Origin of the sequence: Brevundimonas sp. LPMIX5, from assembly GCF_003576505.1 — a bacterium.
GTDB classification, from domain to species: Bacteria; Pseudomonadota; Alphaproteobacteria; order Caulobacterales; family Caulobacteraceae; genus Brevundimonas; species Brevundimonas naejangsanensis.
This window is the reverse complement of record NZ_QWTZ01000009.1, coordinates 1-23,547: the sequence shown is the minus strand read 5'-3', so window position 1 is coordinate 23,547 and position 23,547 is coordinate 1. Positions and strand designations below refer to the sequence as shown.

The 23,547-nt window shown below is 67.4% G+C and carries 19 protein-coding genes; 13 read left to right on the top strand and 6 right to left on the bottom strand.

What is annotated here, in order from left to right; genetic code table 11:
• Positions 1-63: 63 nt before the first annotated feature.
• The 3 genes from trpS to D1604_RS09480 are packed head-to-tail and all read left to right on the top strand — an operon-like array spanning position 64 to position 2,340.
• Positions 64-1,101: a tryptophan--tRNA ligase gene (trpS, locus tag D1604_RS09490; RefSeq protein ID WP_119413089.1), complete on the top strand. Its 1,038-nt coding sequence runs from the start codon at positions 64-66 to the stop codon at positions 1,099-1,101.
• A 16-nt stretch (positions 1,102-1,117) separates the two neighbouring features.
• Positions 1,118-1,843 carry a GNAT family N-acetyltransferase gene (locus D1604_RS09485; RefSeq protein WP_119413088.1) on the top strand — a complete coding sequence of 242 codons (726 nt, stop codon included), beginning with the start codon at positions 1,118-1,120 and terminating at the stop codon, positions 1,841-1,843.
• A gap of 32 nt (positions 1,844-1,875) precedes the next feature.
• Entirely contained in the window at positions 1,876-2,340 is a 465-nt protein-coding gene (locus D1604_RS09480; protein WP_119413087.1) for an OsmC family protein, read from the top strand.
• 15 nt (positions 2,341-2,355) lie between these two features.
• On the opposite strand, the gene D1604_RS09475 is transcribed toward D1604_RS09480, so the two are convergent.
• Positions 2,356-3,120 carry a dienelactone hydrolase family protein gene (locus D1604_RS09475; RefSeq protein WP_119413086.1) on the bottom strand — a complete coding sequence of 255 codons (765 nt, stop codon included), beginning with the start codon at positions 3,118-3,120 and terminating at the stop codon, positions 2,356-2,358.
• Positions 3,121-3,227: 107 nt separating this feature from the next.
• Between D1604_RS09475 and D1604_RS09470 the strand changes: the two genes are divergently transcribed.
• On the top strand, positions 3,228-3,866 hold the full coding sequence (locus tag D1604_RS09470) for a PadR family transcriptional regulator (RefSeq protein WP_233552017.1): 639 nt from the start codon (positions 3,228-3,230) through the stop codon (positions 3,864-3,866).
• Positions 3,863-4,678: a siderophore-interacting protein gene (locus tag D1604_RS09465; RefSeq protein WP_119413085.1), complete on the top strand. Its 816-nt coding sequence runs from the start codon at positions 3,863-3,865 to the stop codon at positions 4,676-4,678. The genes D1604_RS09470 and D1604_RS09465 overlap by 4 nt, the downstream gene beginning before the upstream one ends.
• Before the next feature lie 337 nt (positions 4,679-5,015).
• Here D1604_RS09465 and purH read toward each other — a convergent pair whose 3' ends face one another.
• The 3 genes from purH to rpe form a co-directional block, all read right to left on the bottom strand.
• Entirely contained in the window at positions 5,016-6,620 is a 1,605-nt protein-coding gene (gene purH, locus D1604_RS09460) for a bifunctional phosphoribosylaminoimidazolecarboxamide formyltransferase/IMP cyclohydrolase (protein WP_119413084.1), read from the bottom strand.
• Between the two features lie 73 nt (positions 6,621-6,693).
• Complete coding sequence (locus D1604_RS09455; protein WP_119413083.1) at positions 6,694-8,508, bottom strand: heparinase II/III family protein; 1,815 nt, start codon at positions 8,506-8,508, stop codon at positions 6,694-6,696.
• Complete coding sequence (rpe, locus tag D1604_RS09450; protein ID WP_119413082.1) at positions 8,505-9,185, bottom strand: ribulose-phosphate 3-epimerase; 681 nt, start codon at positions 9,183-9,185, stop codon at positions 8,505-8,507. The genes D1604_RS09455 and rpe overlap by 4 nt, the downstream gene beginning before the upstream one ends.
• Before the next feature lie 337 nt (positions 9,186-9,522).
• On the opposite strand from rpe, the gene D1604_RS09445 reads away from it, so the two are divergent.
• Entirely contained in the window at positions 9,523-10,503 is a 981-nt protein-coding gene (locus D1604_RS09445; protein WP_119413081.1) for a magnesium transporter CorA family protein, read from the top strand.
• Here D1604_RS09445 and D1604_RS09440 read toward each other — a convergent pair.
• Complete coding sequence (locus D1604_RS09440; RefSeq protein ID WP_024354478.1) at positions 10,500-11,231, bottom strand: TetR/AcrR family transcriptional regulator; 732 nt, start codon at positions 11,229-11,231, stop codon at positions 10,500-10,502. The genes D1604_RS09445 and D1604_RS09440 overlap by 4 nt on opposite strands.
• Positions 11,232-11,410: 179 nt before the next feature.
• Between D1604_RS09440 and D1604_RS09435 the strand changes: the two genes are divergently transcribed.
• The 7 genes from D1604_RS09435 to D1604_RS09405 all read left to right on the top strand — a co-directional run bounded on the left by D1604_RS09435 (position 11,411) and on the right by D1604_RS09405 (position 23,092).
• Positions 11,411-13,669, top strand: coding sequence for a TonB-dependent receptor (locus D1604_RS09435; protein ID WP_119413114.1), 2,259 nt, complete (start codon positions 11,411-11,413; stop codon positions 13,667-13,669).
• A gap of 122 nt (positions 13,670-13,791) precedes the next feature.
• Complete coding sequence (locus D1604_RS09430) at positions 13,792-15,318, top strand: spinster family MFS transporter (protein WP_119413080.1); 1,527 nt, start codon at positions 13,792-13,794, stop codon at positions 15,316-15,318.
• Positions 15,319-15,463: 145 nt separating this feature from the next.
• Entirely contained in the window at positions 15,464-16,654 is a 1,191-nt protein-coding gene (sucC, locus tag D1604_RS09425; RefSeq protein ID WP_119413079.1) for an ADP-forming succinate--CoA ligase subunit beta, read from the top strand.
• Between the two features lie 56 nt (positions 16,655-16,710).
• Complete coding sequence (gene sucD, locus D1604_RS09420; protein WP_024354482.1) at positions 16,711-17,613, top strand: succinate--CoA ligase subunit alpha; 903 nt, start codon at positions 16,711-16,713, stop codon at positions 17,611-17,613.
• A gap of 398 nt (positions 17,614-18,011) precedes the next feature.
• A complete protein-coding gene (locus tag D1604_RS09415; protein WP_024354483.1) occupies positions 18,012-21,026 on the top strand; it encodes a 2-oxoglutarate dehydrogenase E1 component in 3,015 nt (1,004 codons plus the stop codon).
• 55 nt (positions 21,027-21,081) lie between these two features.
• Positions 21,082-22,569, top strand: a complete 1,488-nt coding sequence (gene odhB, locus D1604_RS09410; protein WP_119413078.1) for a 2-oxoglutarate dehydrogenase complex dihydrolipoyllysine-residue succinyltransferase — start codon at positions 21,082-21,084, stop codon at positions 22,567-22,569.
• Between the two features lie 85 nt (positions 22,570-22,654).
• Positions 22,655-23,092, top strand: coding sequence for a hypothetical protein (locus D1604_RS09405; RefSeq protein WP_024354485.1), 438 nt, complete (start codon positions 22,655-22,657; stop codon positions 23,090-23,092).
• Here the strand turns inward: D1604_RS09405 and D1604_RS09400 are convergent.
• On the bottom strand, positions 23,089-23,355 hold the full coding sequence (locus tag D1604_RS09400) for a DUF6356 family protein (RefSeq protein ID WP_024354486.1): 267 nt from the start codon (positions 23,353-23,355) through the stop codon (positions 23,089-23,091). The two genes, D1604_RS09405 and D1604_RS09400, sit on opposite strands and share 4 nt — an antisense overlap.
• Between the last annotated feature and the right edge of the window lie 192 nt (positions 23,356-23,547).

Here is a 23,547-nt window from a genome sequence, read left to right as displayed (position 1 = left end):
CCCGCCTTTCGCACGCGAAACCGTGCGCCGACATTCGCCTTTCGACTTCCGAGATCCGCTATCATGACTGACCAGACCCCGGCCCAATACACCGGCCCGCGCCGCATCCTGTCCGGCATCCAGGCCTCCGGCGCCCTGCACCTGGGCAACTATCTGGGCGCGCTGAAGCGCTTCACTGAGCTTCAGGAGACGGGCGCGCCCCTGTTCGTCTTCGTCGCCGACATGCACGCCATCACCGTGTGGCAGGAGCCCGAGAAGCTGGCCGCCCAGACGCGCGAGATCGCGGCGGCCTATCTGGCCTCGGGCCTGGACCCGGCCAAGGCCGTCATCTTTCCGCAGTCAGCCGTGCCCGCCCACGCCGAACTGGCCTGGATCTTCAACTGCGTCGGCCGTCTCGGCTGGCTCGACCGGATGACCCAGTTCAAGGAGAAGTCGGGCAAGCACAAGGAACGCTCCAGCGTCGGCCTCTACACCTATCCGGTGCTGCAGGCGGCGGACATCCTGCTCTACAAGGCGACCGAGGTGCCGGTCGGCGAGGACCAGAAACAGCATCTGGAATTGACCCGCGACATCGCCCAGAAGTTCAACAACGACTTCGGGACGCCCGGCTATTTCCCTCTGCCCGAGCCGCTGATCCAGGGGCCGGCGACGCGGGTGATGTCCCTGCGCGACGGCGCGGCCAAGATGTCCAAGTCCGACCCGTCGGACCTGTCGCGCATCAATCTGACCGACGACGCCGACGCCATCGCCAACAAGGTCCGCAAGGCCAAGACCGACATGGAGCCCCTGCCGGAAACGCTTGAGGGTCTGGAAGGTCGGCCCGAGGCCAAGAACCTGGTCGCCATCTACGCCGCCCTTGCCGACACCACGCGCGAGGCCGTTCTGGCCGAGTTCGCGGGGCAGGGCTTCGGCGCCTTCAAGCCCAAGCTGGCCGAACTGGCCGTGTCGTCCATGGCCAATGTCACGGCCGAGATGCGCCGCCTGATGAACGATCCGGCCGAGATCGACCGCGCCCTGGCCGCCGGCGCCGAAAAGGCGCGCGAGATCGCCGAACCGACCATCGCCGAGGTCAAGAAGATCGTCGGCTTCTGGCAGGGCTGATCGGGAAGAAGCGGCGATGACCCATCCGCTCGACCGGCCGGTCTGGAGCGCCCTGACGTCTGGGCGTCAGGCGTCTCTGGCCGTGGGCGCAGGCGGGGCGCTGCGCCTGGCGCCGGGCTATGGCGTCTTCGCCGCCAGCGTCGATCAGTCGGCGGAAAGCCTGGCGGCCATCTCGGCGCTGGAACAGCCGGAGGGCATGCTGGCCACGGTCGAGGCGGCGCGGACGCCTGTCCCGCCCGGTCTGACGGTGCTGAAGGAGGCGGTGTTGTCGCAGATGGTGCTGGTCGAACTGACCCCCGCCAAGGCGCGCGACATCGCCGTGGAGCCTCTGGGCGAGGCCGACGCGCCCGCCATGCTGGCGCTGGCGACCCTGACCGAGCCAGGGCCTTTCTTCGACAAGACGCACCGGCTGGGCGACTTCTTCGGGGTCAAGCAGGATGGTCGGCTGCTGGCGATGGCGGGCGAGCGGCTGAAGCCCGACGGCTTCACCGAGGTGTCCGGCGTCTGCGCCCACCCCGACGCGCGCGGCCGCGGTTACGCCGGAGCCCTGATGCGGGCGGTGATCGAGCGTATCCTGGCGCGCGGCGAAACGGCCTTCCTGCACTCCTATGCGGACAACGCCGGGGCCATCGCCCTGTACCATTCGCTGGGCTTCACCATTCGTGCGTCGATGCAGATGCGGATGTTGACCAGAGGCGATCTGACCCAAGGCGATCTGGCGCAAGCTGAACCGGGCGCCTAGCTTAGCTTCGACCTTCAGTCTTGGAGCCCGTCATGAGCCAGCATGTCGCCGTCGTCGAATGGAACCGGGGCGATCAGCCCTTCAGCGACAACAAATACGGCCGCGGCCATGACTGGCGCTTTGACGGCGGCGCGGTGGTGCGGGGATCGTCGGCGCCTTCGCCCATGATCCCGCCGCCCCTGTCGGAAGAGGCGGCGGTGGACCCGGAAGAGGCGCTGGTCGCCGCCCTGTCCAGCTGCCACATGCTGTTCTTCCTGGCCTACGCCCGCAAGGACGGCTTTGTGGTCGATTCCTATCGCGACGAGGCGGAAGGAACGCTGGGCAAGGACGAGCGCGGCAAGATGTCGATCACGGACATCGTCCTGTGCCCCGTCGTCGCGTGGTCGGGCGACAAGCGGCCGGACGCGGCGGCCATCGCCGACCTGCACCATCGCGCCCACGACATCTGCTACATCGCCAACTCGATCCGCGCCAAGGTGAGGATCGAGCCGCGTTGACGCGGCGGGCTTCAGTCAGGCTACAGGTGTCGCTTCCGCCTGCGCGGTTTCCTTCAGGAAGACGGTGAAGCGGCGCAGGGCCTCTGCGGCCAGCTCGGGATGATGGCGCATCGGCCCGTTGTTGGTCGGTTCGTCAAAGGCGTGGGTGCCGTCGACGACCCAGCTTTCCACCTCGGCCCCGCCCGCGCGGATCATGGCGTTGACGCGCTCGGCGTTGCGCACCGTGGTCAGGTGGTCGCGCCCGGCCGTCAGGGCGAAAACGCGCGGATGCAGGCGCCACGGCTTCATCCGGTTGAACGCCCAGGCGCCGATATAGCTATAGGCCAGCCACACCGCCTTCACGCCCGACAGATCGACGACGCCGGGATCGGTTACACCCATACGGCGGGGCGCGGGCGTTTCGCTCATCATCTCCATGATCGACCAGCCGCCGTGACTCCATCCGGCCAGGATGAGCTGCGAGGAGTCCACGTCCGATCGCTGTGAAATTCCGTGGATGGCCGCCAGCACATCGCCCGCCCGCTCATAGCCCCGAAGCGCCAGGCCGGTGCAGACGGCGGTCAGGGTGAAGGCCCGGCTCCAGCCGCGTGGAGCGTAGGAATCGACGATGACCGCCCGCCATCCCGTCGCCTTCGCCGCCTCGGCGTACCGCGGCAGGTGGGCGCGAAGACCGCCGCAGCCGTGGAACAGCAGGACGGTCGGGCGCGGCCGGTCGTCGTCCGGCCCGACGACCTGGATGTGGGGCTCAAGCTTGGCCCAGCGGGCGGCGATGGTGTCCATACCCGCAACTTAGGGCGTCGTTTTTTTCAGGAAAGGGGTCTTGCGCTTCCCTCATTCAGATATATCTGTTTGCAAGTTCGATATATCTAAGTGAGAGAGAATATTAGATGAGAGGATCCAAGGGGATCGGAAAGCGCGGCCACGGCATGGGTCATGGCATGGGTCAGGGCGGCGGTCGCGGATTTGAGCGCGGCTGGGGCTTTGGCGGCGGTCATGGCCGCACGATGCGTCCGGAAGGCCGACGCATGGGCGAGGGCCGGATGCGCGGCGAGGGCCATGGCCGTCGCGGCGGCGGCCGCATGTTCGAGCACGGCGCCCTGCGCTGGGTGCTGTTGTCGCTGATCGCCGACAAGCCCAGTCACGGCTATGAGCTGATCAAGGCTGTCGAAGCGCGGATGGGCGGCGCCTATACGCCCAGCCCCGGTGTCATCTACCCCAGCCTGACGCTGTTGGAAGACATGGGCGCTCTGAGCGCCGTCGCCGGGGGCGGTAAGAAACGCTACGCCATCACCGATGAAGGCCGCCGCCTGTTGGTCGAGAACGCCGAGGCCCTGGCGCATGCCGAGCGCAAGATGAAGGTTCTGCGCGGCCGCGCCGACCGTCCGGCCCGGATCGCCCAGGCCATAGAGGCCTTCCGCGCGGCGACCCACGACCGCCTGACCCAGGAGCCGCCGCTCAGCGAGGCCCAGGTCGAGGCCATCGCCGATCTGATCGAAGCCGCAGCCGAAAAGGTGAGACAGGCATGAGCAACGCTCTGTTGAGACAACCGCGCCGCGTGCGGCATGAGCTGAAATTCCGCCGCGCCCGCGTTGAGGCGGTGGAGCAGCTGACCCCCGTGCTGAAGCGGATCGTGCTGACGGGCGATGAGCTGGAAGGCTTCTTCAGCCCCGGCTTCGACGACCATGTGAAGGTCTTCCCGGCGCCGCGCGGCGAGGCGCTGGTGCTGCCGACGCTGGGGCCGGATGGGCCGGTGTTCCCGGAGCCCCGGCCCGTGGCGCGCGACTACACGCCGCGCGCCTTCGATGCGGCCAACCGGCGGCTGACGATCGACTTCGCGGTCGGTCACGGCGGTCCGGCCACGGCCTGGGCCGAGGATGCGCGACCGGGGGATGAACTGGGCCTGGGCGGGCCGCGCGGCTCCTTCCTGATCCCGACCAGCTTCGCCGAACACCTGCTGGTCGGCGACGAGGCGGCGATCCCCGCCATCGCGCGGCGGCTGGAGGAACTGCCCCAAGAGGCGCGCGCCATCGCCTGCATCGAGGTCAATGATGCGGCGGGCGAACTGGACCTGCCCAGTCCGGCGGACGTCGAGATCGCCTGGGTGCACCGTAACGGCGGCCCGCGCGGCCGCGCCGAGGCCCTGACGGCGGCGGCGATCGCGGCGGCGAAACGCATCGACCCGGCCGACGCTTATGTGTGGGTGGCCTGCGAATCCTCGGTCGCCCGCTCGATGCGGGCGGCTCTGCTGGCCGCCCGGCCGTTCAACCCGAAATGGATGAAGGTCGCCGGCTACTGGCGTCTGGGCCGCGCCGGCTCGCACGAGGTCATTGAGGATTGATGTTTAATCTCCCGCTCATCCCGGCGGACGCCGGGATCCAGCAAGAGCGCCGGTCTCACGCTTTGCTCATGGGAGCGGCGGTTGAAGCCAAAGCACTGGGTCCCGGCGTCCGCCGGGATGAGCGGGGGTGAATGGGCGGCGCTCAAACCGGCCATGAAGAAGGGCGCTGCCGATGATCGGCAGCGCCCTTTTCCTTGCGCTCAAGCAGCGAGCCGCCGCGCGGCTTGCGTTAGCGTCCAAAAAAACAGCTCAAGCAACGAGCCGCCGCGCGGCTCGCGTTAGCGTCCAAAAAGCAGCTCAAGCAGCAGGCGGCCGCGCCGCCTGCGGTAGCGGTCTATCAGTGCCTGAAGACGCGAACGCCGGTGAAGGCCATGGCGATGCCGCGTTCGTCGGCGGCGGCGATGACTTCCTCGTCGCGGATCGAGCCGCCCGGCTGAATCACCGCCGTGGCCCCGGCGGCGACGGCTTCCAGCAGGCCGTCGGCGAAGGGGAAGAAGGCTTCGGACGCGCAGGCTGAGCCTTCGGCCAGCGAATGGGCCAGACCCTTGGCCTCGCCCGCTTCCTTGGCGCGGATGGCGGCGATGCGGGCGCTGTCGCGACGGTTCATCTGGCCGGCGCCGATGCCCGCCGTCTGGCCGTCCTTGGCGTAGACGATGGCGTTGGACTTGACGTGCTTGGCCACGGTGAAGGCGAACAGCATGTCCTGGATCTCGGTCGGCGTCGGCTGGCGGCGCGTGACGATCTTCAGGTCGGACGGCTTGATCAGGCTGCGGTCGCGCGACTGGACCAGGAAGCCGCCCGCGACCGAGCGGAACACCTCGCCCGGGCCGTGCGGGTCGGGCAGGCCGTCGGTGATCAGCAGGCGCAGGTTCTTCTTGGCGGCGAAGACGGCCTTGGCCTCGTCGTCGGCGCCCGGCGCGATGACGACCTCGGTGAAGATGCCGGTGATGGCGCGGGCGTCTTCGCCATTCAGCGGGCGGTTGACGGCGATCACGCCGCCGAAGGCCGAGACGGCGTCGCATTCCAGGGCGCGGGCGTAGGCTTCCGACAGATCCTTGCCGACCGCCACGCCGCAGGGGTTGGCGTGCTTGACTATGACGCAGGCCGGGGCCTCGAATTCGGCCACCAGTTCATAGGCGGCGTCGGCGTCGGCGATGTTGTTGTAGCCCAGTTCCTTGCCCTGGACCTGGGTGGCGTAGGCCACGCCCGGACGGCGCTCGCCGGTGCGGTAGAAGGCGCCGGTCTGGTGCGGATTTTCGCCATAGCGCAGGGTCTGGGCCAGCGAACCGGCGATCGACTTGCGCGCCGGGGCGGCGTCTTCCAGCTGAGCGGCGAACCAGCCGGACACGGCCGCGTCATAGGCGGCGGTGCGGGCGAAGGCGCGGGCGGCCAACTGCTTGCGCAGCGCCAGGGTCGTGGAACCGTCGGCCTTCAGGGCCTCGACGATCAGGCCGATGCTTTCCGCGTCGACGGCGACGGCGACATGGCCGTGGTTCTTCGAACCCGAGCGGATCATGGCCGGGCCGCCGATGTCGATGTTCTCGATGGCCGCTTCAAAACCGCCGCCGTCCTCGACCGTCTTCTCGAAGGGGTAGAGGTCGATCCAGACGATATCGATGGCGCCGATTTTGTGCTCGGTCATGGCGGCGGCGTGGGCCGGGGCGTTGCGCACGCCCAGCAGGCCGCCGTGGACGACGGGGTGCAGAGTCTTGACCCGGCCGTCCATCATCTCCGGGAAGCCGGTCAGATCGGCCACGTCCTTGACCGGCAGGCCGAAGCCCGCGATCGCCGCCTTGGTGCCTCCGGTCGAGACCAGTTCGACGCCCAGCCCCGCTAGGGTGCGCGCGGCGTCTTCGAGCCCGGTCTTGTCCGACAGGGAGATCAGGGCGCGGACGGGTTTGATCGCGTCCGGGGCGGGCGGAAAGTCGGGAGCGGCGGGCATGGGCGGCGTCCGTTTACGGCTGGGGCGGGGAGATGGCGGGGCCTCTAGCACCAACGGGACGCGGCGTCAGCCCTTAGTCCGGATCGCCGCTCGCGCCTGCCGGGCTCAGCTTCCAGCGGACCTTGGTTTCGGCGTCGGTGCGGGCCGAGCCGCGGACGACGATCTGGAGGCTGCGGCGGGTCAGGCCTTCGTCGATGTGGACGGCGGGTTCGATGGCCACGTCGGGGCCGTCGCTGCGGAACCACCAGCCGCGACCGGACGGGCCGCGCAGTAGGATGGAGCGACGGTCGCGGGCCAGCGAGGCCTGGACTCCGGGCTCCAGCTGGAAGCGCAGGGCGTAGGGGGCGGCGATGGCGCGCGTCGCTTCCGGGCGGCCTTCGGGCGGATGCAGTCGCTCCTCGGCGCGCAGCTCGTCCAGACGCTGGTCGATATAGAGGCGACGCTGGTGCATCAGACCATGCAGCGGCATCCAGCCGTCGTGCTCGACCTCCAGCCAGACGGCGCCGTCGCCTTCCTGATGCTGGCGGGTGACGCTGATGGGCGGGCCGACCAGACGCGGGCCCAGCAGTTCGCCCTTCCAGCCGGACAGGGGGTCGCCCAGCGGCTGTTCGCCCAGCGTCAGGGTCGAGGCGCCGGGCGTCAGGCGCAGGGCCTGGCGGTCCAGGGCGCGCGGCGTCCATCCGGCCGAGGTGAACAGGCGGTCGCGGCCGCAGACGACCTCCAGCGCGGCGGGCTGGCCGCAGGCGGCGGCCGACCAGGCGTTGCGGGCGGGCGCCTCGACATCGACCATGACGGTCAGCAGGGGGCTGGAGACGCGCAGCAGGCCGCCGACGGCGCCGCTGGGCGGGGCGGCGGGGGCGTCGTCATGGGCGCGCGCGGCGGCGATGCGCTCGGGCGTCGAGGGGCCGCCGCCCTGAAACACGGCCAGCTTCCGGTCGGGCAGGGTCTGGATGCGCAGGGCCAGGGTCAGGCGCGATATGGATTCGGCGACGGCCTCGGGCGTGACTTCGGACAGCTGGGCCAGGGCGTCGTCCAGCGTCAGCAGGTCCAGCAGCAGCTCCAGCCCCATTTCCGGCGCGCGAGAGGCGTGGCCGCCGTCGGGCGCGACCGTGGCGCTCAGGGCGGCGGGCAGGCGTTTCAGCGCCCGGTTGCGGATGGCGGCGCCGGTCTTGCCGGTCAGGGCGCAGCCGGCGACGGCGGCGGCGGTCAGGCGCTCGGCCCGGCCCATGATCCCGCCGGGCGGGCGCAGCAGCTGGCGCGCCTGATGGGCCAGGATATCGGTCAGCTGAAGGCGTTCGACCTCGGTCGCCACGCCCGCCAGCCGGCGTCCGGCGCAGGCCAGGTGATAGACGCGGCGGGCCAGAATGTCCGGATCCCAGGAGAAGGGCGACCAGCGGCTGAAGACCTCATTCCAGGCCAGCGTCAGGGCCAGAACTTCGCGCACGCCGCGATCGCCCTGGGCCATCATGGCCGGCAGCCAGTTGAAGCTGTGAAGCTCGACCGCAAAGGCGCGGCTCGGCGTGGGGCTGTTCCACAGCTCGGCCGGGGTTCCGGCGTCCAGGCTCAAGCCCGCCAGCGTCAGCTTGCCCGACAGCAGGGGGCGCGGCGCCTCCTCGGGCAGGGGGCGGAAGTCGCGCGGGCTGACGGCGAAGCCCTCGGCGGTCGGACCGCCCAGCGTCAGGCCATAGCCGGGCAGGCCGTACAGTTCGATCCACGCCTGGCGCGCAACCAGTCCCTTGGCGACCGAGGCCCACAGGCGCGGATCCGGCCGCGCGCCCGAGGCGGCGCGCACGGGGGTCCGCATGGGGGCGCCCTTCAGGCCGGGGATGTGCCCCTCGGCCAGGGGGACGTCGCTGTCGCGCGGGGCGAAAGGGCCGAGAGGGCTCACGCGGCGGCGGCCTTCAGGGCCTGGATGTTGGCGGCATAGGCGTCCGGCCCGCCCTTGAAGACGAAGGAGCCGGCGACCAGCGCATCGGCCCCGGCGGAGACGCAGGCCCCGGCGTTGGCGGCGACCACGCCGCCGTCGACCTGAAGGTGCGCCTTCGATCCCGCGCGGTCGAGGATGGCGCGGGCGCGCTCGATCTTCCTCAGCGAGGTCTCGATGAATTTCTGACCGCCGAAGCCGGGATTGACCGACATGATCAGCACCAGATCGACCAGTTCGACCGCCTCTTCCAGCACGCTGAGCGGTGTGGCCGGATTGAAGACGAGGCCCGCCTTGGCCCCCAGCTGGCGGATCTGGCCGAGCGTGCGGTGGACGTGGGGGCCGCTTTCGGGATGGACGCTCATGATGTCGGCGCCCGCCGCGCGATAGGCCTCCAGCCAGTTGTCGACCGGGGCGACCATCAGGTGCACGTCGAACGGCAGGGTCGTGTGCGGGCGCAGGGCCTTCACCACGTCCGGGCCGATGGTCAGGTTGGGCACGAAATGGCCGTCCATGACATCGACATGGATCCAGTCGGCGCCCGCCGCTTCAAGCGCGCGGATTTCCTCGCCCAGCCTGGAGAAGTCGCTGGCCAGGATGGAGGGGCAGATCAGCGGGGCGGTCGCGGTCGTCTGGGTCATGGCCTTGCGACTTACGTGGGTGCGAGGCGAGGGGCAAGCCGGGCCGCTGAGGCAAGCCCGCGCGTTCCGCATTGTTTCGAGCGCGCGGCGGCGTTTCGCGGCGACTGGGCGGAAAGGTCACACTCCGCCATCGGCTGGTCTCGGGAGAAAGGCGGGCGGTTGACCCTGGTTTGCGAACACGTCAAGACGCCTGCGCCGTCCAGATGCCTGTCGTGGGGCGGCGTCTTTTTTGGAAACCCTCAGATGAACCCCGAAGACCGAAGTCTGTCTTCAACTTCTTCGACGCTCTGAGGACGCTTTCGCTTCCGCGCGAGCGCCCTCGCGAAAGGAAGCAACCATGCTGAACGCCTATGACTGGCGCGCCGATCGGCTCGTGCGCCTTGATACGGCCGTGGATCACGGCCCTGCCTGCTGGATCGATCTCGTCTCTCCGACCGCCGAGGAGGCGGCTGCGCTGGAGGTCATGACCGGCATCGACATCCCCAGCCGGGATGAGATGGACGACGTCGAACCGTCCGCCCGCCTGTATGCCGAAGACGGCGGCGTCTTCATGATCGGCTCTGTCGCCACCGATCTGGAGACCCACGATCCGATCAAGACGCCGGTGACCTTCATCCTGAAGGGTGGGCGGCTGGTGACGGTCAGCTACGGCCAGCCGCGCTCCTTCCAGACCTTCATCGCCCACGCCACCCACAAACCTGGCGAAAAGCTGGCGGGCGGCGAGGCCGTCATGATGGGGCTGATCGAGGCCGTCATCGACCGTTACGCCGACGCGCTGGAAACAAAGGGACTGGAGCTGGACGCCATCTCGCGGATGATCTTCCGCAAGCGCGACCCCAAGGCGATGGAGAGCCACAACCTTCAGGCGGTGATCCGGGATATCGGCCGGGCGGGCGACTTCCTGGCCCTGATCCGCGAAAGCCTGTCCAGTCTGCAGCGGCTGCTGGCCTATCATGCGGCCGTGTCCGGCGCGCGGGCGGGCAACAAGGTCGACCGCGAGGCGCGTCAGACCGTGCGCCTGTTGCAACGGGACGCGACGGCGCTGAGCGAGCTCAGCGTCTCCATGTCGTCCAAGGTGACGTTCCTGATGGATGCGACTCTGGGGCTGATCAATCTGGAGCAGAACCAGATCATCAAGATTTTCTCGGTCGCGGCCGTAGCGCTGCTGCCGCCGACGCTGATCGCCTCGATCTACGGCATGAACTTCGACGTCATGCCGGAACTGCACTGGCGGTACGGCTATCCGGCGGCGGTCGGAGCGATGATCCTGTCGGCGGCCCTGCCTTATTTCGTCTTCCGCAAGAAACGCTGGCTCTAATCGTCCTGAGCCGGGCCGCAGACGGCGCGGAAACCGGCGGCGGCGAAGCGCACCATGTAGTCGCATGCGCTGTCCAGATCGCCTGACCGGCACAGCCCGCCGGACAGGCGGTCCAGCCGCCCCGTTTCCCCCAGCGTCAGGGTCAGGGCGCCCGACAGGTTATGATAGGCCCAATAGAGGTCCGCCTCGTCCGCCTCGGGCAGGATGCGCTTGACCAGTTCAAGCAGGCGCCGGATCGCCGGGTCGAAATAGCGGGCCATCGTCTCGCCGCCGAAGGCGGGGTTGGCGTTGGTCTGGGCCACCAGAGCGGCGTAGTGCTTCCAACCCGGCCCGCCTTTCAATGACCACTGGAACGGCGGGCGCAGGAAGGCTTCCAGCAGGCCTTCCAGCGTCATGGCGTCGCCTGCGGCCTCGGCGTAGCGGTCGACGGCGGCGACGCGCTCGCTGTTCCACACCTCGGCGCGGCGGTTGAAGACGGAGTCGAACAGCTCCTTCTTGGCTCCGAAATAATAGTGGACCAGCGCTGTATCCACGCCCGCCTCGCGCGCCACCTCGCGGATGGTGACGCCATAGAAGCCGTGTTTGGAAAACAGGTCCTCGGCCGCGTTCATGATGGCGTCCCGGGTTTCTCCGGCGGCGGCGGCCTTGGACTTCTTGGGACGCCCGCGCCGCGTCGGGGCGGCAGGCTGGGCGGGAATCTGGGGCGGCGGCAGGTCGCTCTTCGTCATGGCCGGAAGCTAGTCGCGCTTCGGGGGTTAGTGCAACGGCGCCACAGGGCGGGCCTTTCTGCGGCCTGAGGCAGGCCTCGTCGTTTGACAGGAGGCGGAAACCCGGTCACCTATGCTGAAAATCATTGAACGCTGAATAAAAAAGCGTCGATCGGGCCGGAAACAAGATTGGGATGCACATGAACAGACTCGTGAAGACCGCCCTGCTGGCGGGCGCCGCCTTCGGCGCAATGGCCTCTGCGGCCCAGGCTCAAGACACGACGGCGCCGGAAGGCGCGTCTCAGGTCGAAGACATCATCGTCACCGCCCGTCGCACCGAAGAGTCGGCGCAGACGACGCCTCTGGCGCTGACCGCGTTCAGCGGCGAGACGCTGGAGCGCACGGGCGCCCAGCAGGTGACGGACCTGCAAGGCGCGGTGCCGAACCTGAACCTGGTTCAGGGGCGCGGCTCGTCGAACTCGACCAACATCTACATCCGCGGGGTGGGTCAGCCGGACGCCTTGCAGACCTTCGACCCGGCCGTCGGCGTCTATGTCGACGATGTCTATTATTCGCGTATCCGCGGCACCCAGTTCGACCTGCTGGACCTGGAGCGTGTCGAAATTCTGCGCGGTCCTCAGGGCACCCTTTACGGCAAGAACACCATCGGCGGCGCCATGAAGCTGGTGTCGCGCCGCCCGGGCCAGGAGTTCCGCGCGCGCGCCTCAGCCGCCTATGGCGACTATGATCTGGTTGAAGTCCAAGGCTCCGTCTCCGGGCCGGTGACCGACACTCTGGCTCTAGGCCTGTCGGCTCTGCATTCGGAACGCGGCGGCTATGTCACCGATCCGGCCACCGGCGCTGAATACAACGACAAGAACTCGACCGCCGTGCGCGCCAGCCTGGCCTGGGACCCGGCTTCGAACTTCCGCATCGACCTGAACGCCGACTACGCCAAGGACGACGCGGGCATGACGGTTGGTCAGGCCCAGAATGATCTGACGGACCTGCTGAAGACCACCGTCCTGCGTCCCGTGCCGAATCCGGTTCCGAAGTATGATTTCAAGACCCGCACGACGACGGGCCTGCCGAACGAGACGCGGCTGGAAAGCTGGGGCACGGCCCTGCGCGCGACCTGGGACCTGTCCGACGCCCTGTCGCTGAAGTCGATCACCTCCTATCGCGCGATGACGACGGACGACTACATCGACTTCGATGCGACCGAGCTGGAGATCGCCGACGCCCTGGTGGCCGTGGATCAGAACCAGTTCAGCCAGGAGCTGCAGCTGACCTACACCGGCGATCGCCTGAACGCGGTGGCGGGCCTGTACTACCTCAAGGAAGACGTCGACTCCCATCAGGAGAGCTACAATGACGCCCTGCTGGGGCCGGCGTTCGGCAACTCGGGCTTCCTGCGCACCATCGACGATACGCTGGAGACGACCTCCAAGGCCGTCTACGGAAACGTCAGCTATGACGTGACCGACAGGCTGCGCCTGTCAGCGGGCGTCCGCTACACTGAGGAAGAGAAGGACTACTGGCGCACGACCTCGACCTTCTACAGCCTGCTGCCGGCGTTCAACGCGACCTATGTCTTCACGCCGGACGTGGGCAAGTACGACGACACGTCGATCATGCTGTCGGCTGACTATCAGCTGTCCGACGACGCCATGGTCTATGCGCGTTATTCGCAGGGCTTCAAGTCGGGCGGCTTCAACGGCCGCGCCAACTCGCCGACCGAGGCGACCGAGTATCAGCCGGAAACGGCCGACTCCTTCGAAGTCGGCGCCAAGACCTCCTTCTGGGACCGTCGCGCCCGCCTGAACCTGGCGGCCTTCATGACCAAGTATGAAGACTTCCAGGCGCGCGTCGCCGGCCTCGACACCGATCCGGTCACGGGCTTGCCGGCGCCGGTCCTGTCGGTGCTGAACGCTGGTCAGCTGGACATCTTCGGCTTCGAGCTGGAAGGCGTTCTGGTTCCGATCCGCGGCCTGACGCTGGACGCTCAGGTCGGCTTCCTTGAAGCCGACTACAAGGAGTTCAGGGACGACCGCTTCACCAACTTCGGCGGCAGCCGCGCCTTCCAGGACCCGGCCTTCTCGCCCAAGTGGACCCTGCGGGTCGGCGGCCAGTATGAGTGGTTCCTGTCGGGCGGCTCGTCCGTGACGGTCGGCGGCGCGGCCAAGTTCCGCTCCAAGATGGCTCTGGCGGTGGACAACACCTACGAGAACACGGCCACCGAAATCCCCGGCATGTATCAGGACGACTACTGGCTGTATGACGCTCGCGTCGTCTGGTCGGACGCGTCGGACCGCTACACGGTCGGTCTGTACGGCCAGAACCTGTCGGACGAAGTCTACAAGACCGACGCCCAGGAATTCTCGTCCATCGGCAACATCCGCACCGCCTATTACGGCGCGCCGCGGACCTGGATGATCAAGGTCTCGGCCAAGTATTGATGCTGCGGTCCTGAACGTAGCGCACTGGGCGGCGGTTCGTTGGAGCCGCCGCCTTTCTTTTTTGTGGCGTGGGTCGGCCAGGCCGCTACCGTCGCCTTGAGAGTCACTGTCGGGAAATGTCCATGAGCCAGACCGAAGCCGCAAACACGCCGGAGCCCGTCGTCTCGTCGCGCTATCGCTATTATGTTCTGGCGATCCTGGTCTTCGTCTACATGCTGAACTTTGTGGACCGGCAGATCATCGGCATCCTCGCTTCGCCCCTGAAGGAGCATTTCCAGCTGTCCGACAGCCAGTTCGGCCTGTTGGGCGGCATCGCTTTCGCTTCGGTCTATTCCACCCTGGCCATTCCGCTCGCCTGGCTGGCGGATCGGGCCAGCCGGGTGTGGATCATGACCGGAGCCCTGACCGTCTGGTCGGGCTTCACAGCCCTGTGCGGGGTCGCCGGCTCGTTCGGCCAGCTGTTCCTGTTCCGCATGGGCGTCGGCGTCGGCGAGGCCGGCGGCGTGGCGCCCGCCTATTCCCTGATCGCCGACTATTTCCCGCCGAACCAGCGCGCCCGCGCCCTGGCTGCCTTCGCCTTCGGCATTCCGCTGGGCACGGCGGGCGGCACCTTGGTCGGGGGGTTGCTGGCGGCCCAGTATGGCTGGCGCACCGCCTTCATCGTCGTGGGGCTGATCGGCGTGCTGGTCGCGCCCCTGCTGCGATTGACGGTGCGTGATCCCAGGCGCGGCGGCTCCGACCTAGCGGCCAAGGCGGCCATTGCGCCTGCCGAAGCGGCCCCTCCGGCGCCGACGGCGGGCGAGGCGGACGTCGACCTGGGCCGCAGGGTCGCCCTGGTCTGCTTTGGCGTCGGCGGCCTGCTGGCCGGTCTGGGCGTCCTGTCGCTGCTCGGCGCCGGGGCCTCCAATCCCTTGGTCCCGTTCTTCGGCGCGGGTCTGTTCACCGTGATCGGGGTGTCCCTGTTCATCGCCCGGGCCACCGGCACGGTGATCATGCGCAAGAAGAGTTTCTGGCTGCTGTCCCTGGGCGCCGCCGCGTCGTCGGTGTGCGGTTACGGCGTAGCGGGCTGGCTGCCGCTCTTCTTCATGCGCAGCTTCAACCTGACCCTGTCGCAGGTCAGCTGGTACTATGCCGGCATCGCCCTGATCGGCGGACTTATGGGCATATGGCTGGGCGGGTCGCTGGCGGACAGGATGGCGCGTCGGTCCAAGGGCGCCTATCCGCTGGTGCCCGCGGTGGCCTTTATCATCTCGGCGCCCTGCTTCATCCTGGCGATGAACTCGCCGTGGCTGATCAGTCTGATACCGGGCGGGGGCAGCCATGCGATGGCGTTGGTGCTGGCCTTCCTGATCTTCCTGATCCCGACGGGGCTGAACCTGGCCTGGCTGGGGCCGGTGACGGCGGCGGTGCAGCATCTGGCCCCGGCGCCCATGCGTTCAACCGCTTCGGCCATCTTCCTGCTGATCAACAACCTGCTGGGACTGGCTGTAGGCTTCTACTATTTCGGCTGGATGAGCGACCTGCTGCGCCCGACCTTCGGCGACGAGAGCCTGCGCTGGGCCATCTATACGGGCATGGGCTTCTACCTGCTGTCGTCGGTCCTGCTGTTCGGCGCCTCGCGGACGCTGAAGAAGGACTGGGTGGACTGAGCCGTCGGGCCGGGCGATCCCGGACCGCCGCATAAGAAAATCCTCATGAGGCCATAACCAGACAGACGGTTGCGCAGGCGAAGGCGCGACGCCTATAAGCGCGGCCAAAGTTTCCACAAACCTCCCTAAACGGCGCGGATCAGACATGAACATTCACGAGTATCAGGCCAAGCAGGTCCTCAAGGGCTACGGCGCCCCGGTTGCGGACGGCGTCGCCATCACCTCGGCCGACCAGGCCGAAGCCGCCGCCAAGCAACTGCCTGGCCCGCTCTATGTCGTGAAGTCGCAGATCCACGCCGGCGGCCGCGGCAAGGGCAAGTTCAAGGAACTGGGCGCCGACGCCAAGGGCGGCGTGCGTCTGGCCTTCTCGATCGAGGAAGCCGTCGCCCACGCCAAGGAAATGCTGGGCAACACCCTGGTCACCGCCCAGACGGGCGAGGCCGGCAAGCAGGTCAACCGCCTGTACATCGAAGACGGCGCCGACATCGCCCGTGAGCTGTACTGCTCGCTGCTAGTCGACCGTTCGGTCGGTCAGACCGCCTTCGTCGTCTCGACCGAAGGCGGCATGGACATCGAGGAAGTGGCCCACGCCACGCCTGAGAAGATCCACACCATCGCCATCAACCCGGAAGCCGGCGTGACCGCCGAGAACGTCGCCGCGATCAACGCCGCGCTGGAGCTGACGGGCGACGCCGCCGAAGACGGCAAGTCGCTGGTCCCGATCCTGTACAAGGCCTTCGTCGAGAAGGACATGGACATGCTCGAGATCAACCCGCTGATCGTCATGGAGAACGGCCGCCTGCGCGTTCTGGACGCCAAGGTCTCGTTCGACGGCAACGCCCTGTACCGCCACGAAGACATCCGCGCCCTGCGCGACGAGACCGAAGAAGACGCCAAGGAGATCGAGGCCTCCAAGTGGGACCTCGCCTATGTCGCCCTGGACGGCAACATCGGCTGCATGGTCAACGGCGCCGGTCTGGCCATGGCGACGATGGACATCATCAAGCTGTACGGCAAGGAACCCGCCAACTTCTGCGACGTCGGCGGCGGCGCCTCGAAGGAAAAGGTCGCAGCGGCCTTCAAGATCATCACCGCCGACCCCAAGGTCGAAGGCATCCTGGTCAACATCTTCGGCGGCATCATGAAGTGCGACGTCATCGCTGAAGGCGTCGTCGCCGCAGTGAAGGAAGTGGGCCTGAAGGTGCCGCTGGTCGTGCGTCTGGAAGGCACGAACGTCGAGCTGGGCAAGAAGATCCTGAACGAGTCGGGTCTGGCCATCACGGCCGCCGATGACCTGGACGACGCCGCCCAGAAGATCGTCGCGGCGATCGCCTAAGGCTCGGCCTTAACGACGACCGCCTCGCAGACACACAGATTTCAGAGCACAGACACATGTCCATCCTCGTTAACAAGAACACCAAGATCCTGGTCCAGGGCCTGACCGGCAAGACCGGCAGCTTCCACACCGAACAGGCCCTGGCCTACTACGGCACGCAAATGGTCGGCGGCATCCATCCGGCCAAGGGCGGCCAGACCTGGACCGGTTCGCACGGCGAAAGCCTGCCGATCTTCGCCTCGGTCGCCGAAGGCAAGGAGCGCACCGGCGCCGACGCCTCGGTGATCTACGTCCCGCCGGCAGGCGCGGCCGACGCCATCATCGAAGCCATCGAGGCGGAGATCCCCTTCATCACCTGCATCACCGAGGGCATCCCGGTGCAGGACATGGTCCGCGTCAAGGCGCGCCTGGACCGCTCCAACTCGCGCCTGCTGGGCCCGAACTGCCCCGGCGTCCTGACCCCGGAAGAGTGCAAGATCGGCATCATGCCGGGCTCGATCTTCAAGAAGGGCAACGTCGGCATCGTCTCGCGCTCGGGCACCCTGACCTATGAAGCCGTGTTCCAGACCACGAACGAAGGCCTGGGCCAGACCACGGCCGTCGGCATCGGCGGCGACCCGGTCAAGGGCACGGAGTTCATCGACGTGCTGGAGATGTTCCTGGCCGACGACGCCACCGAGTCCATCATCATGATCGGCGAAATCGGCGGCGCGGCCGAAGAGGACGCCGCCCAGTTCCTGATCGACGAAGCCAAGAAGGGCCGCAAGAAGCCGATGGCCGGCTTCATTGCGGGCCGTACGGCGCCGAAGGGCCGCACCATGGGCCACGCCGGCGCCGTCGTTTCGGGCGGCAAGGGCGATGCGGAATCCAAGATCGCTGCGATGGAGGCCGCGGGCATCCGCGTCTCGCCGTCGCCGGCGCGTCTGGGCACGACTCTGGTTGAAGTGCTGAAGGGCTAAAGCCCTTCAGCGGCGCACGCTGCGCGTGCGGGCGCTATCGCTCGCCGCGCGGCGGCTCGCTGCTTCAGCGCCTTTTTTTGAGGGGCGCGGCGCTATGCTCGCGACGCGGTCGCTCGCTGTTTGAGCGCTGGATTCACTTGAGGGTGGGTTCGGCGCAGGCGGGGGCGAATTGGACTAAAGTCTAGTCGATCCGCGTTCCGGGGACGTTTTTCGCGCCATGTGACCTTTTGTAACGCCTCCGGAATCGTCCGGAGGCGTTTTTTCTTGCGGAATCGACCAAATTCCACCCGCTCCGCCTCCCTTCGGTCATGACCAGTAAGGAAACAGGGCCTATATGAACGGCGCTGCTCTCCGCGCGGCTGTGCGCGGGCGGTTGTAAAGGGACGATTGAAAGAAAAATGGCGGACGATGCGGGTCGGCTGAACCAGGTCTTTGCCGAGACCTCCTTCCTCTATGGCGCGAACGCGGCCTTCATTGAGGACCTGCACGAAAAATGGGCCTCGGACCCCGGCTCGGTGTCGGGGGAATGGCGCGCCTTCTTCGATCAGCTGAAGGACAACGCCGACCTGGTGAAGCAGTCGGCCGCCGCCGGCTCCTGGGGCCGTTCGGGCGCGACCGAGCCGACTGAGGAAACCGCCGTGTTCGATGGCCGCTGGCCCGCGCCCAAGGTTGACCCCAAGGCCGCCGGCAAGTCCGGCGCGCGCCCGGCTCCGGCTGCAGCTGGCGCCGGTGTTTCGGCCGCCGATGTGCGCGCGGCCGCCCATGACTCCATCCGCGCCCTGATGCTGATCCGCTCTTATCGCGTGAACGGCCACCTGCAGGCGAACCTGGACCCGCTGGGCATTGAGCCGCCGGTTCAGAACCCGGAGCTGACGCCCGAATTCTACGGCTTCACCGAAGCCGACATGGACCGTCCGATCTTCCTCGATGGCGTGCTGGGTCTGGAGACCGGTTCGCTGCGCCAGGTGATCGAGCTGCTGCGCCGCACCTATTGCGGCAGCATCGGCGTGCAGTTCATGCACATCGCCGAGCCGGAAGAAAAAGCCTGGCTGCAACAGCGCATCGAGGGCCCGGACAAGTTCGCGCAGAACGCCTTCACCAAGGAAGGCAAGCTGGCCATCTTCAAGAAGCTGGCCGAGGCCGAAGGCTTCGAGCGCTTCCTGCACAAGCGCTTCCCCGGCACCAAGCGCTTCGGTCTGGACGGCGGCGAGGCCATGGTCCCGGCGCTGGAGCAGGTGATCAAGCGCGGCGGCGCCCTGGGCGTTGACGAAATCGTGCTGGGCATGGCGCACCGCGGCCGTCTGAACGTGCTCGCGGCCGTCATGGGCAAGCCCTACAAGGCCATCTTCCACGAGTTCCAGGGCGGCTCGTCCGTCCCGTCGGACATCGAGGGTTCGGGCGACGTCAAATACCACATGGGCGCCTCGTCGGACCGTGAGTTCGACGGCCACAGCGTCCACCTGTCGCTGACGGCCAACCCCTCGCACCTGGAGATCGTCAACCCGGTCGTCCTGGGCAAGTCGCGCGCCAAGCAGGCCTTCGACATCCGCGAGGCCGAGGTCAACCTGGGCAAGCCGGACACCGAATGGGTGCTGGACCGCTCCAAGGTCGCGCCTCTGCTGATCCACGGCGACGCCGCCTTCGCCGGGCAGGGCGTGGTGGCCGAATGCTTCGCCCTGATGGGGCTGAAGGGTTATCGCACCGGCGGCACACTGCACTTCGTGATCAACAACCAGATCGGCTTCACCACGGCGCCGCGCAACTCGCGCTCGTCGCCCTATCCGTCGGATGTGGCCCTGATGGTTCAGGCGCCGATCTTCCACGTGAACGGCGACGATCCCGAAGCGGTCGTCTTCGCCGCCAAGGTGGCCACCGAATACCGCCAGAAGTTCCACAAGGACGTGGTGGTGGACATGTTCTGCTACCGTCGCTTCGGCCACAACGAAGGCGACGACCCGACCTTCACCCAGCCGCTGATGTACGCCAAGATCAAGAACCAGCCCTCGACGCTGGAGATCTACGCCAAGCGCCTGATCGCCGAGGGCGTCGTCACCCAGGCCGAGGTGGACGCCGAGATCGCTCGTTTCGAGGCTTACCTCGATGCTGAGTTCGAAGCCGGCAAGACCTTTGAAGCCAAGAAGGCCGACTGGCTGGACGGCGTCTGGAAGGGCCTGGGCGCCGAGAAGGTCGACGATGCGGCGCAACGCGGCGACACCGCCGTCTCGGCCGACAAGCTGAAGGACTTCGGTCACCGCCTGACGACGATCCCCAACAGCGTCGACGTGCACAAGACGCTGAAGCGCGTCATCGACGCCCGCCGCGATGCGGTGTCGAGCGGCCAGAACATCGACTGGGCCACGGCCGAGAGCCTGGCCTTCGCCAGCCTGCTGGACGAGGGCTACAATGTCCGCCTGTCCGGTCAGGATTCGGTGCGCGGCACCTTCTCGCAGCGTCACTCGGGCATCACCGACCAGACGACGGAAGTCCGCTACTTCCCGCTGAACAACCTGCGCGACGGCCAGGCCCACTTCGAGGTCATCGACTCGGCCCTTTCCGAAGAAGCGGTGCTGGGCTTCGAGTACGGCTATTCGCTGGCCGATCCGAACACCCTGACCATGTGGGAGGGCCAGTTCGGCGACTTCGTGAACGGCGCCCAGGTGGTGATCGACCAGTTCATCTCATCGGGCGAGCGCAAGTGGCTGCGCATGAGCGGCCTCGTGATGCTTCTGCCGCACGGCTATGAAGGCCAGGGCCCCGAGCACTCCTCGGCCCGTCTTGAGCGCTTCCTGCAGCAGTGCGCCGAGAACAATATGCAGGTCGCCAACTGCACGACGCCGGCCAACTACTTCCACATCCTGCGTCGCCAGCTGCACCGCTCGTACCGCAAGCCGCTGATCCTGATGACGCCCAAGTCTCTGCTGCGTCACAAGAAGGCGGTCTCGACCCTGGCCGACATGGCCGAGGGCAGCTCCTTCCACCGCGTGCTGCGCGACGACGCCCAGCTGCGTCCGGATGTAGCGGGCGTGACGCTCAAGGCCGACAAGGACATCCGCAAGGTCATCGTCTGCTCGGGCAAGGTCTATTACGACCTGCTGGACGCGCGCGAGAAGGCGGGCGTCAACGACATCTACATCCTGCGTCTGGAACAGTTCTATCCGTGGCCGATCAAGTCGATCTCGGCGGAACTGGCGCGCTTCCCCAACGCCGATCTGGTGTGGTGTCAGGAAGAGCCGAAGAACATGGGCGGCTGGACCTTCGTCGATCCGTGGATCGAGCTGACGCTCGAAAAGCTGGACGTGAAGGCCAAGCGCGCGCGCTACGTCGGTCGTCCGGCTTCGGCCTCGACCGCTGCGGGCCTGATGAGCCGCCATCTGAAGGAACTCGAGACCTTCCTCGCCGAGGCCATGGCCTGACCGCCGCACCTGACCTAAAAGACAAGCAAAGTTCAGACACGAAAAGACACTGAAGATGGCCGATATCCTGACTCCCGCCCTCGGTGAATCCGTCGCCGAAGCCTCCATCGCCAAGTGGACCAAGAAGGTCGGCGACGCCGTGAAGAAAGACGAAGTCCTGGTCGAGCTGGAAACCGACAAGGTCTCGCTCGAAGTCGTGGCGCCCGCCGACGGCGTGCTGTCGGCGATCAACGCCGGTGAAGGCGACACGGTCGTTCCCGGCACTGTGCTGGGCTCAGTGACCGAAGGCGGCACCGCCGCGGCTTCGGCGCCTGCCGCCGCCCCTGCTGCTGCTCCGGCCGCTTCGGGCGGCGCTGCGGTCGACATCGCCGTGCCGACGATGGGCGAAAGCGTCGCCGAAGGCTCGATCGGAACCTGGCTGAAGAAGTCGGGCGACACCGTCGCCAAGGACGAGCTGCTGGTCGAGATCGAGACCGACAAGGTGGCCGTGGAAGTCTCGGCCCCGGCCGCCGGCGTCCTGACCATCACGGCTGCTGACGGCGCCACCGTGACCCCCGGCCAGGTGATCGGTTCGGTCGCCGCCTCGGGCGCCGCTGCTGCGGCCGCTCCGGCTCCGGCTGCGGCTGCTGCTCCGGCCAACACGGGTTCGGCGCAGGCTCCCGCCTCGGCTCACCTGTCGCCCGCCGTTCAGCGCGTCGTTTCGGAAAACAACCTGAACCCGGCCTCGCTGTCGGCTTCGGGTCCGAAGGGCAACATCACCAAGGCCGACGCCATCGCCGCCATCGGCGCCGCTACTCCGGCTGCGCCCAAGGCTGCCGCCCCGGCCGCCCCGCGCGCCGACCAGCCGCGCGAAGAGCGGGTGAAGATGACGCGCCTGCGTCAGACCATCGCCCGTCGCCTGAAGGAATCCCAGAACACAGCCGCCCAGCTGACCACCTTCAACGAGGTGGACATGACCAACGTCATGGCCCTGCGCGCCCAGTACAAGGAAGTCTTCGAGAAGCGCCACGGCGTGAAGCTGGGCTTCATGTCCTTCTTCACCAAGGCGGTGGTTCAGGCCCTGCATGAAATCCCGGCCGTCAACGCCGAGATCGACGGCACGGACATCATCTACAAGAACCACTATGACATCGGCATCGCCGTCGGCACCGACAAGGGCCTGGTGGTTCCAGTGCTGCGCGACGCGGATGCGCTGTCGCTGGCAGGCATCGAGAAGGGCATCGCCGCCCTGGGCAAGGCCGCCCGTGACGGCGCCCTGACGATGGACCAGATGCAGGGCGGCACCTTCACCATCACCAACGGCGGCACCTATGGCTCGCTGATGTCGACGCCGATCCTGAACACGCCGCAGTCGGGCATTCTGGGGATGCACAACATCGTGCAACGTCCGATGGCCATCAACGGCGAGGTCAAGATTCGTCCGATGATGTACCTGGCCCTCAGCTACGATCACCGCATCGTCGACGGCAAGGAAGCCGTGACCTTCCTGGTCCGCATCAAGGAACTGCTGGAAGATCCGGCGCGCGCCCTGCTGGACCTGTAAGGTCCGCGCGACGCGAACGACTGACGATGGCGGGGTCTTCGGGCCCCGCCGTTTTCAATTGGGCGGCGGATGATAAGGTGACGGCATGAGCCTGGTCGAGATCGCCCGATATCAAGACGTCTATGAGGCCGATCTGGCGGCCGCCTTCCTGTCGTCGCACGATATCGAGGTGTCCGTGACCGAGCGGTTCCAGACGACAGTCGATCCCCTGATGCAGCGCGCGTTGGGCATTCGTCTCATGGGGCGGGCGGATCAGGCCGAGCAGGCGCGCGACCTGCTGAAACGCGCGCGGGCCGGAGAGTTCGCCACGGACGAGGGCGATGATCTGAACGCGCCCGATTCCACGGTTCGTGCAGCGTCGCGCGGGCTCGCCCTGCTGGCGTTCGCGTCTGGCGCGGGCTTTGTCGGCACCAGCCTGCCGCGCCGGTTCAGCGCCTTTCAGTGGACTGGGCTGGCGATCCTGGCGGCGGTGCTTTTGCTGAGCCTGGCCTTATGGTCAGTGGGCGTGCTGAACGGCGCCTAGAGGCCGACGTCCCAGACGCCGGCGTCGCGCATCCGGCATTCGCGGGCTTCGGCGGCGCGGCCGCCCATGTCATGGGCCATGCTGCGAATGGCGTCGGACACCGTCGTCTTGTGACGGCCCGGCACGACGGCGTGGATGAATGCGCAGCCCGCCAGACGCATCAGCTTGAAGCCGAAGCGCGACGAGGCGGCCATATGCTCGAAATAGGTCTCGTTGACCTCACGCGGGTGATCGCGGAACAGACGATTGAAAGCGTTCGACATGCAGCCAGCCTAGCGTGTTCGCGCCGGTCCCTCTACCCGGCCGCCGCATTCTGGCCTAAACCCGCGCCAGGAATAGAGGGCGCTTCGTCACGTCGCTTCAACCCCGCGTGAGGCGGGCGCGGACGAATCTTCCCTTTCAGGCTCAAGAGGACGACACATGGCCGACGGCAAGACCCCTTCCGCACAGAAATC

What these genes read in the sequence shown, in the direction of transcription:
- D1604_RS09465 (WP_119413085.1), top strand. Translation starts at nt 3,863, where the DNA reads ATGAGCAACGCTCTGTTGAGACAACCGCGCCGCGTGCGGCATGAGCTG.
- D1604_RS09440 (WP_024354478.1), bottom strand. Translation starts at nt 11,231, where the DNA reads ATGACGAAGAGCGACCTGCCGCCGCCCCAGATTCCCGCCCAGCCTGCC.
- sucC (WP_119413079.1), top strand. Translation starts at nt 15,464, where the DNA reads ATGAACATTCACGAGTATCAGGCCAAGCAGGTCCTCAAGGGCTACGGC.
- D1604_RS09415 (WP_024354483.1), top strand. Translation starts at nt 18,012, where the DNA reads ATGGCGGACGATGCGGGTCGGCTGAACCAGGTCTTTGCCGAGACCTCC.
- D1604_RS09445 (WP_119413081.1), top strand. Translation starts at nt 9,523, where the DNA reads ATGCTGAACGCCTATGACTGGCGCGCCGATCGGCTCGTGCGCCTTGAT.
- D1604_RS09405 (WP_024354485.1), top strand. Translation starts at nt 22,655, where the DNA reads ATGAGCCTGGTCGAGATCGCCCGATATCAAGACGTCTATGAGGCCGAT.
- D1604_RS09435 (WP_119413114.1), top strand. Translation starts at nt 11,411, where the DNA reads ATGAACAGACTCGTGAAGACCGCCCTGCTGGCGGGCGCCGCCTTCGGC.
- rpe (WP_119413082.1), bottom strand. Translation starts at nt 9,185, where the DNA reads ATGACCCAGACGACCGCGACCGCCCCGCTGATCTGCCCCTCCATCCTG.
- D1604_RS09480 (WP_119413087.1), top strand. Translation starts at nt 1,876, where the DNA reads ATGAGCCAGCATGTCGCCGTCGTCGAATGGAACCGGGGCGATCAGCCC.
- D1604_RS09470 (WP_233552017.1), top strand. Translation starts at nt 3,228, where the DNA reads ATGAGAGGATCCAAGGGGATCGGAAAGCGCGGCCACGGCATGGGTCAT.
- purH (WP_119413084.1), bottom strand. Translation starts at nt 6,620, where the DNA reads ATGCCCGCCGCTCCCGACTTTCCGCCCGCCCCGGACGCGATCAAACCC.
- D1604_RS09485 (WP_119413088.1), top strand. Translation starts at nt 1,118, where the DNA reads ATGACCCATCCGCTCGACCGGCCGGTCTGGAGCGCCCTGACGTCTGGG.
- odhB (WP_119413078.1), top strand. Translation starts at nt 21,082, where the DNA reads ATGGCCGATATCCTGACTCCCGCCCTCGGTGAATCCGTCGCCGAAGCC.
- D1604_RS09400 (WP_024354486.1), bottom strand. Translation starts at nt 23,355, where the DNA reads ATGTCGAACGCTTTCAATCGTCTGTTCCGCGATCACCCGCGTGAGGTC.
- D1604_RS09430 (WP_119413080.1), top strand. Translation starts at nt 13,792, where the DNA reads ATGAGCCAGACCGAAGCCGCAAACACGCCGGAGCCCGTCGTCTCGTCG.
- trpS (WP_119413089.1), top strand. Translation starts at nt 64, where the DNA reads ATGACTGACCAGACCCCGGCCCAATACACCGGCCCGCGCCGCATCCTG.
- sucD (WP_024354482.1), top strand. Translation starts at nt 16,711, where the DNA reads ATGTCCATCCTCGTTAACAAGAACACCAAGATCCTGGTCCAGGGCCTG.
- D1604_RS09475 (WP_119413086.1), bottom strand. Translation starts at nt 3,120, where the DNA reads ATGGACACCATCGCCGCCCGCTGGGCCAAGCTTGAGCCCCACATCCAG.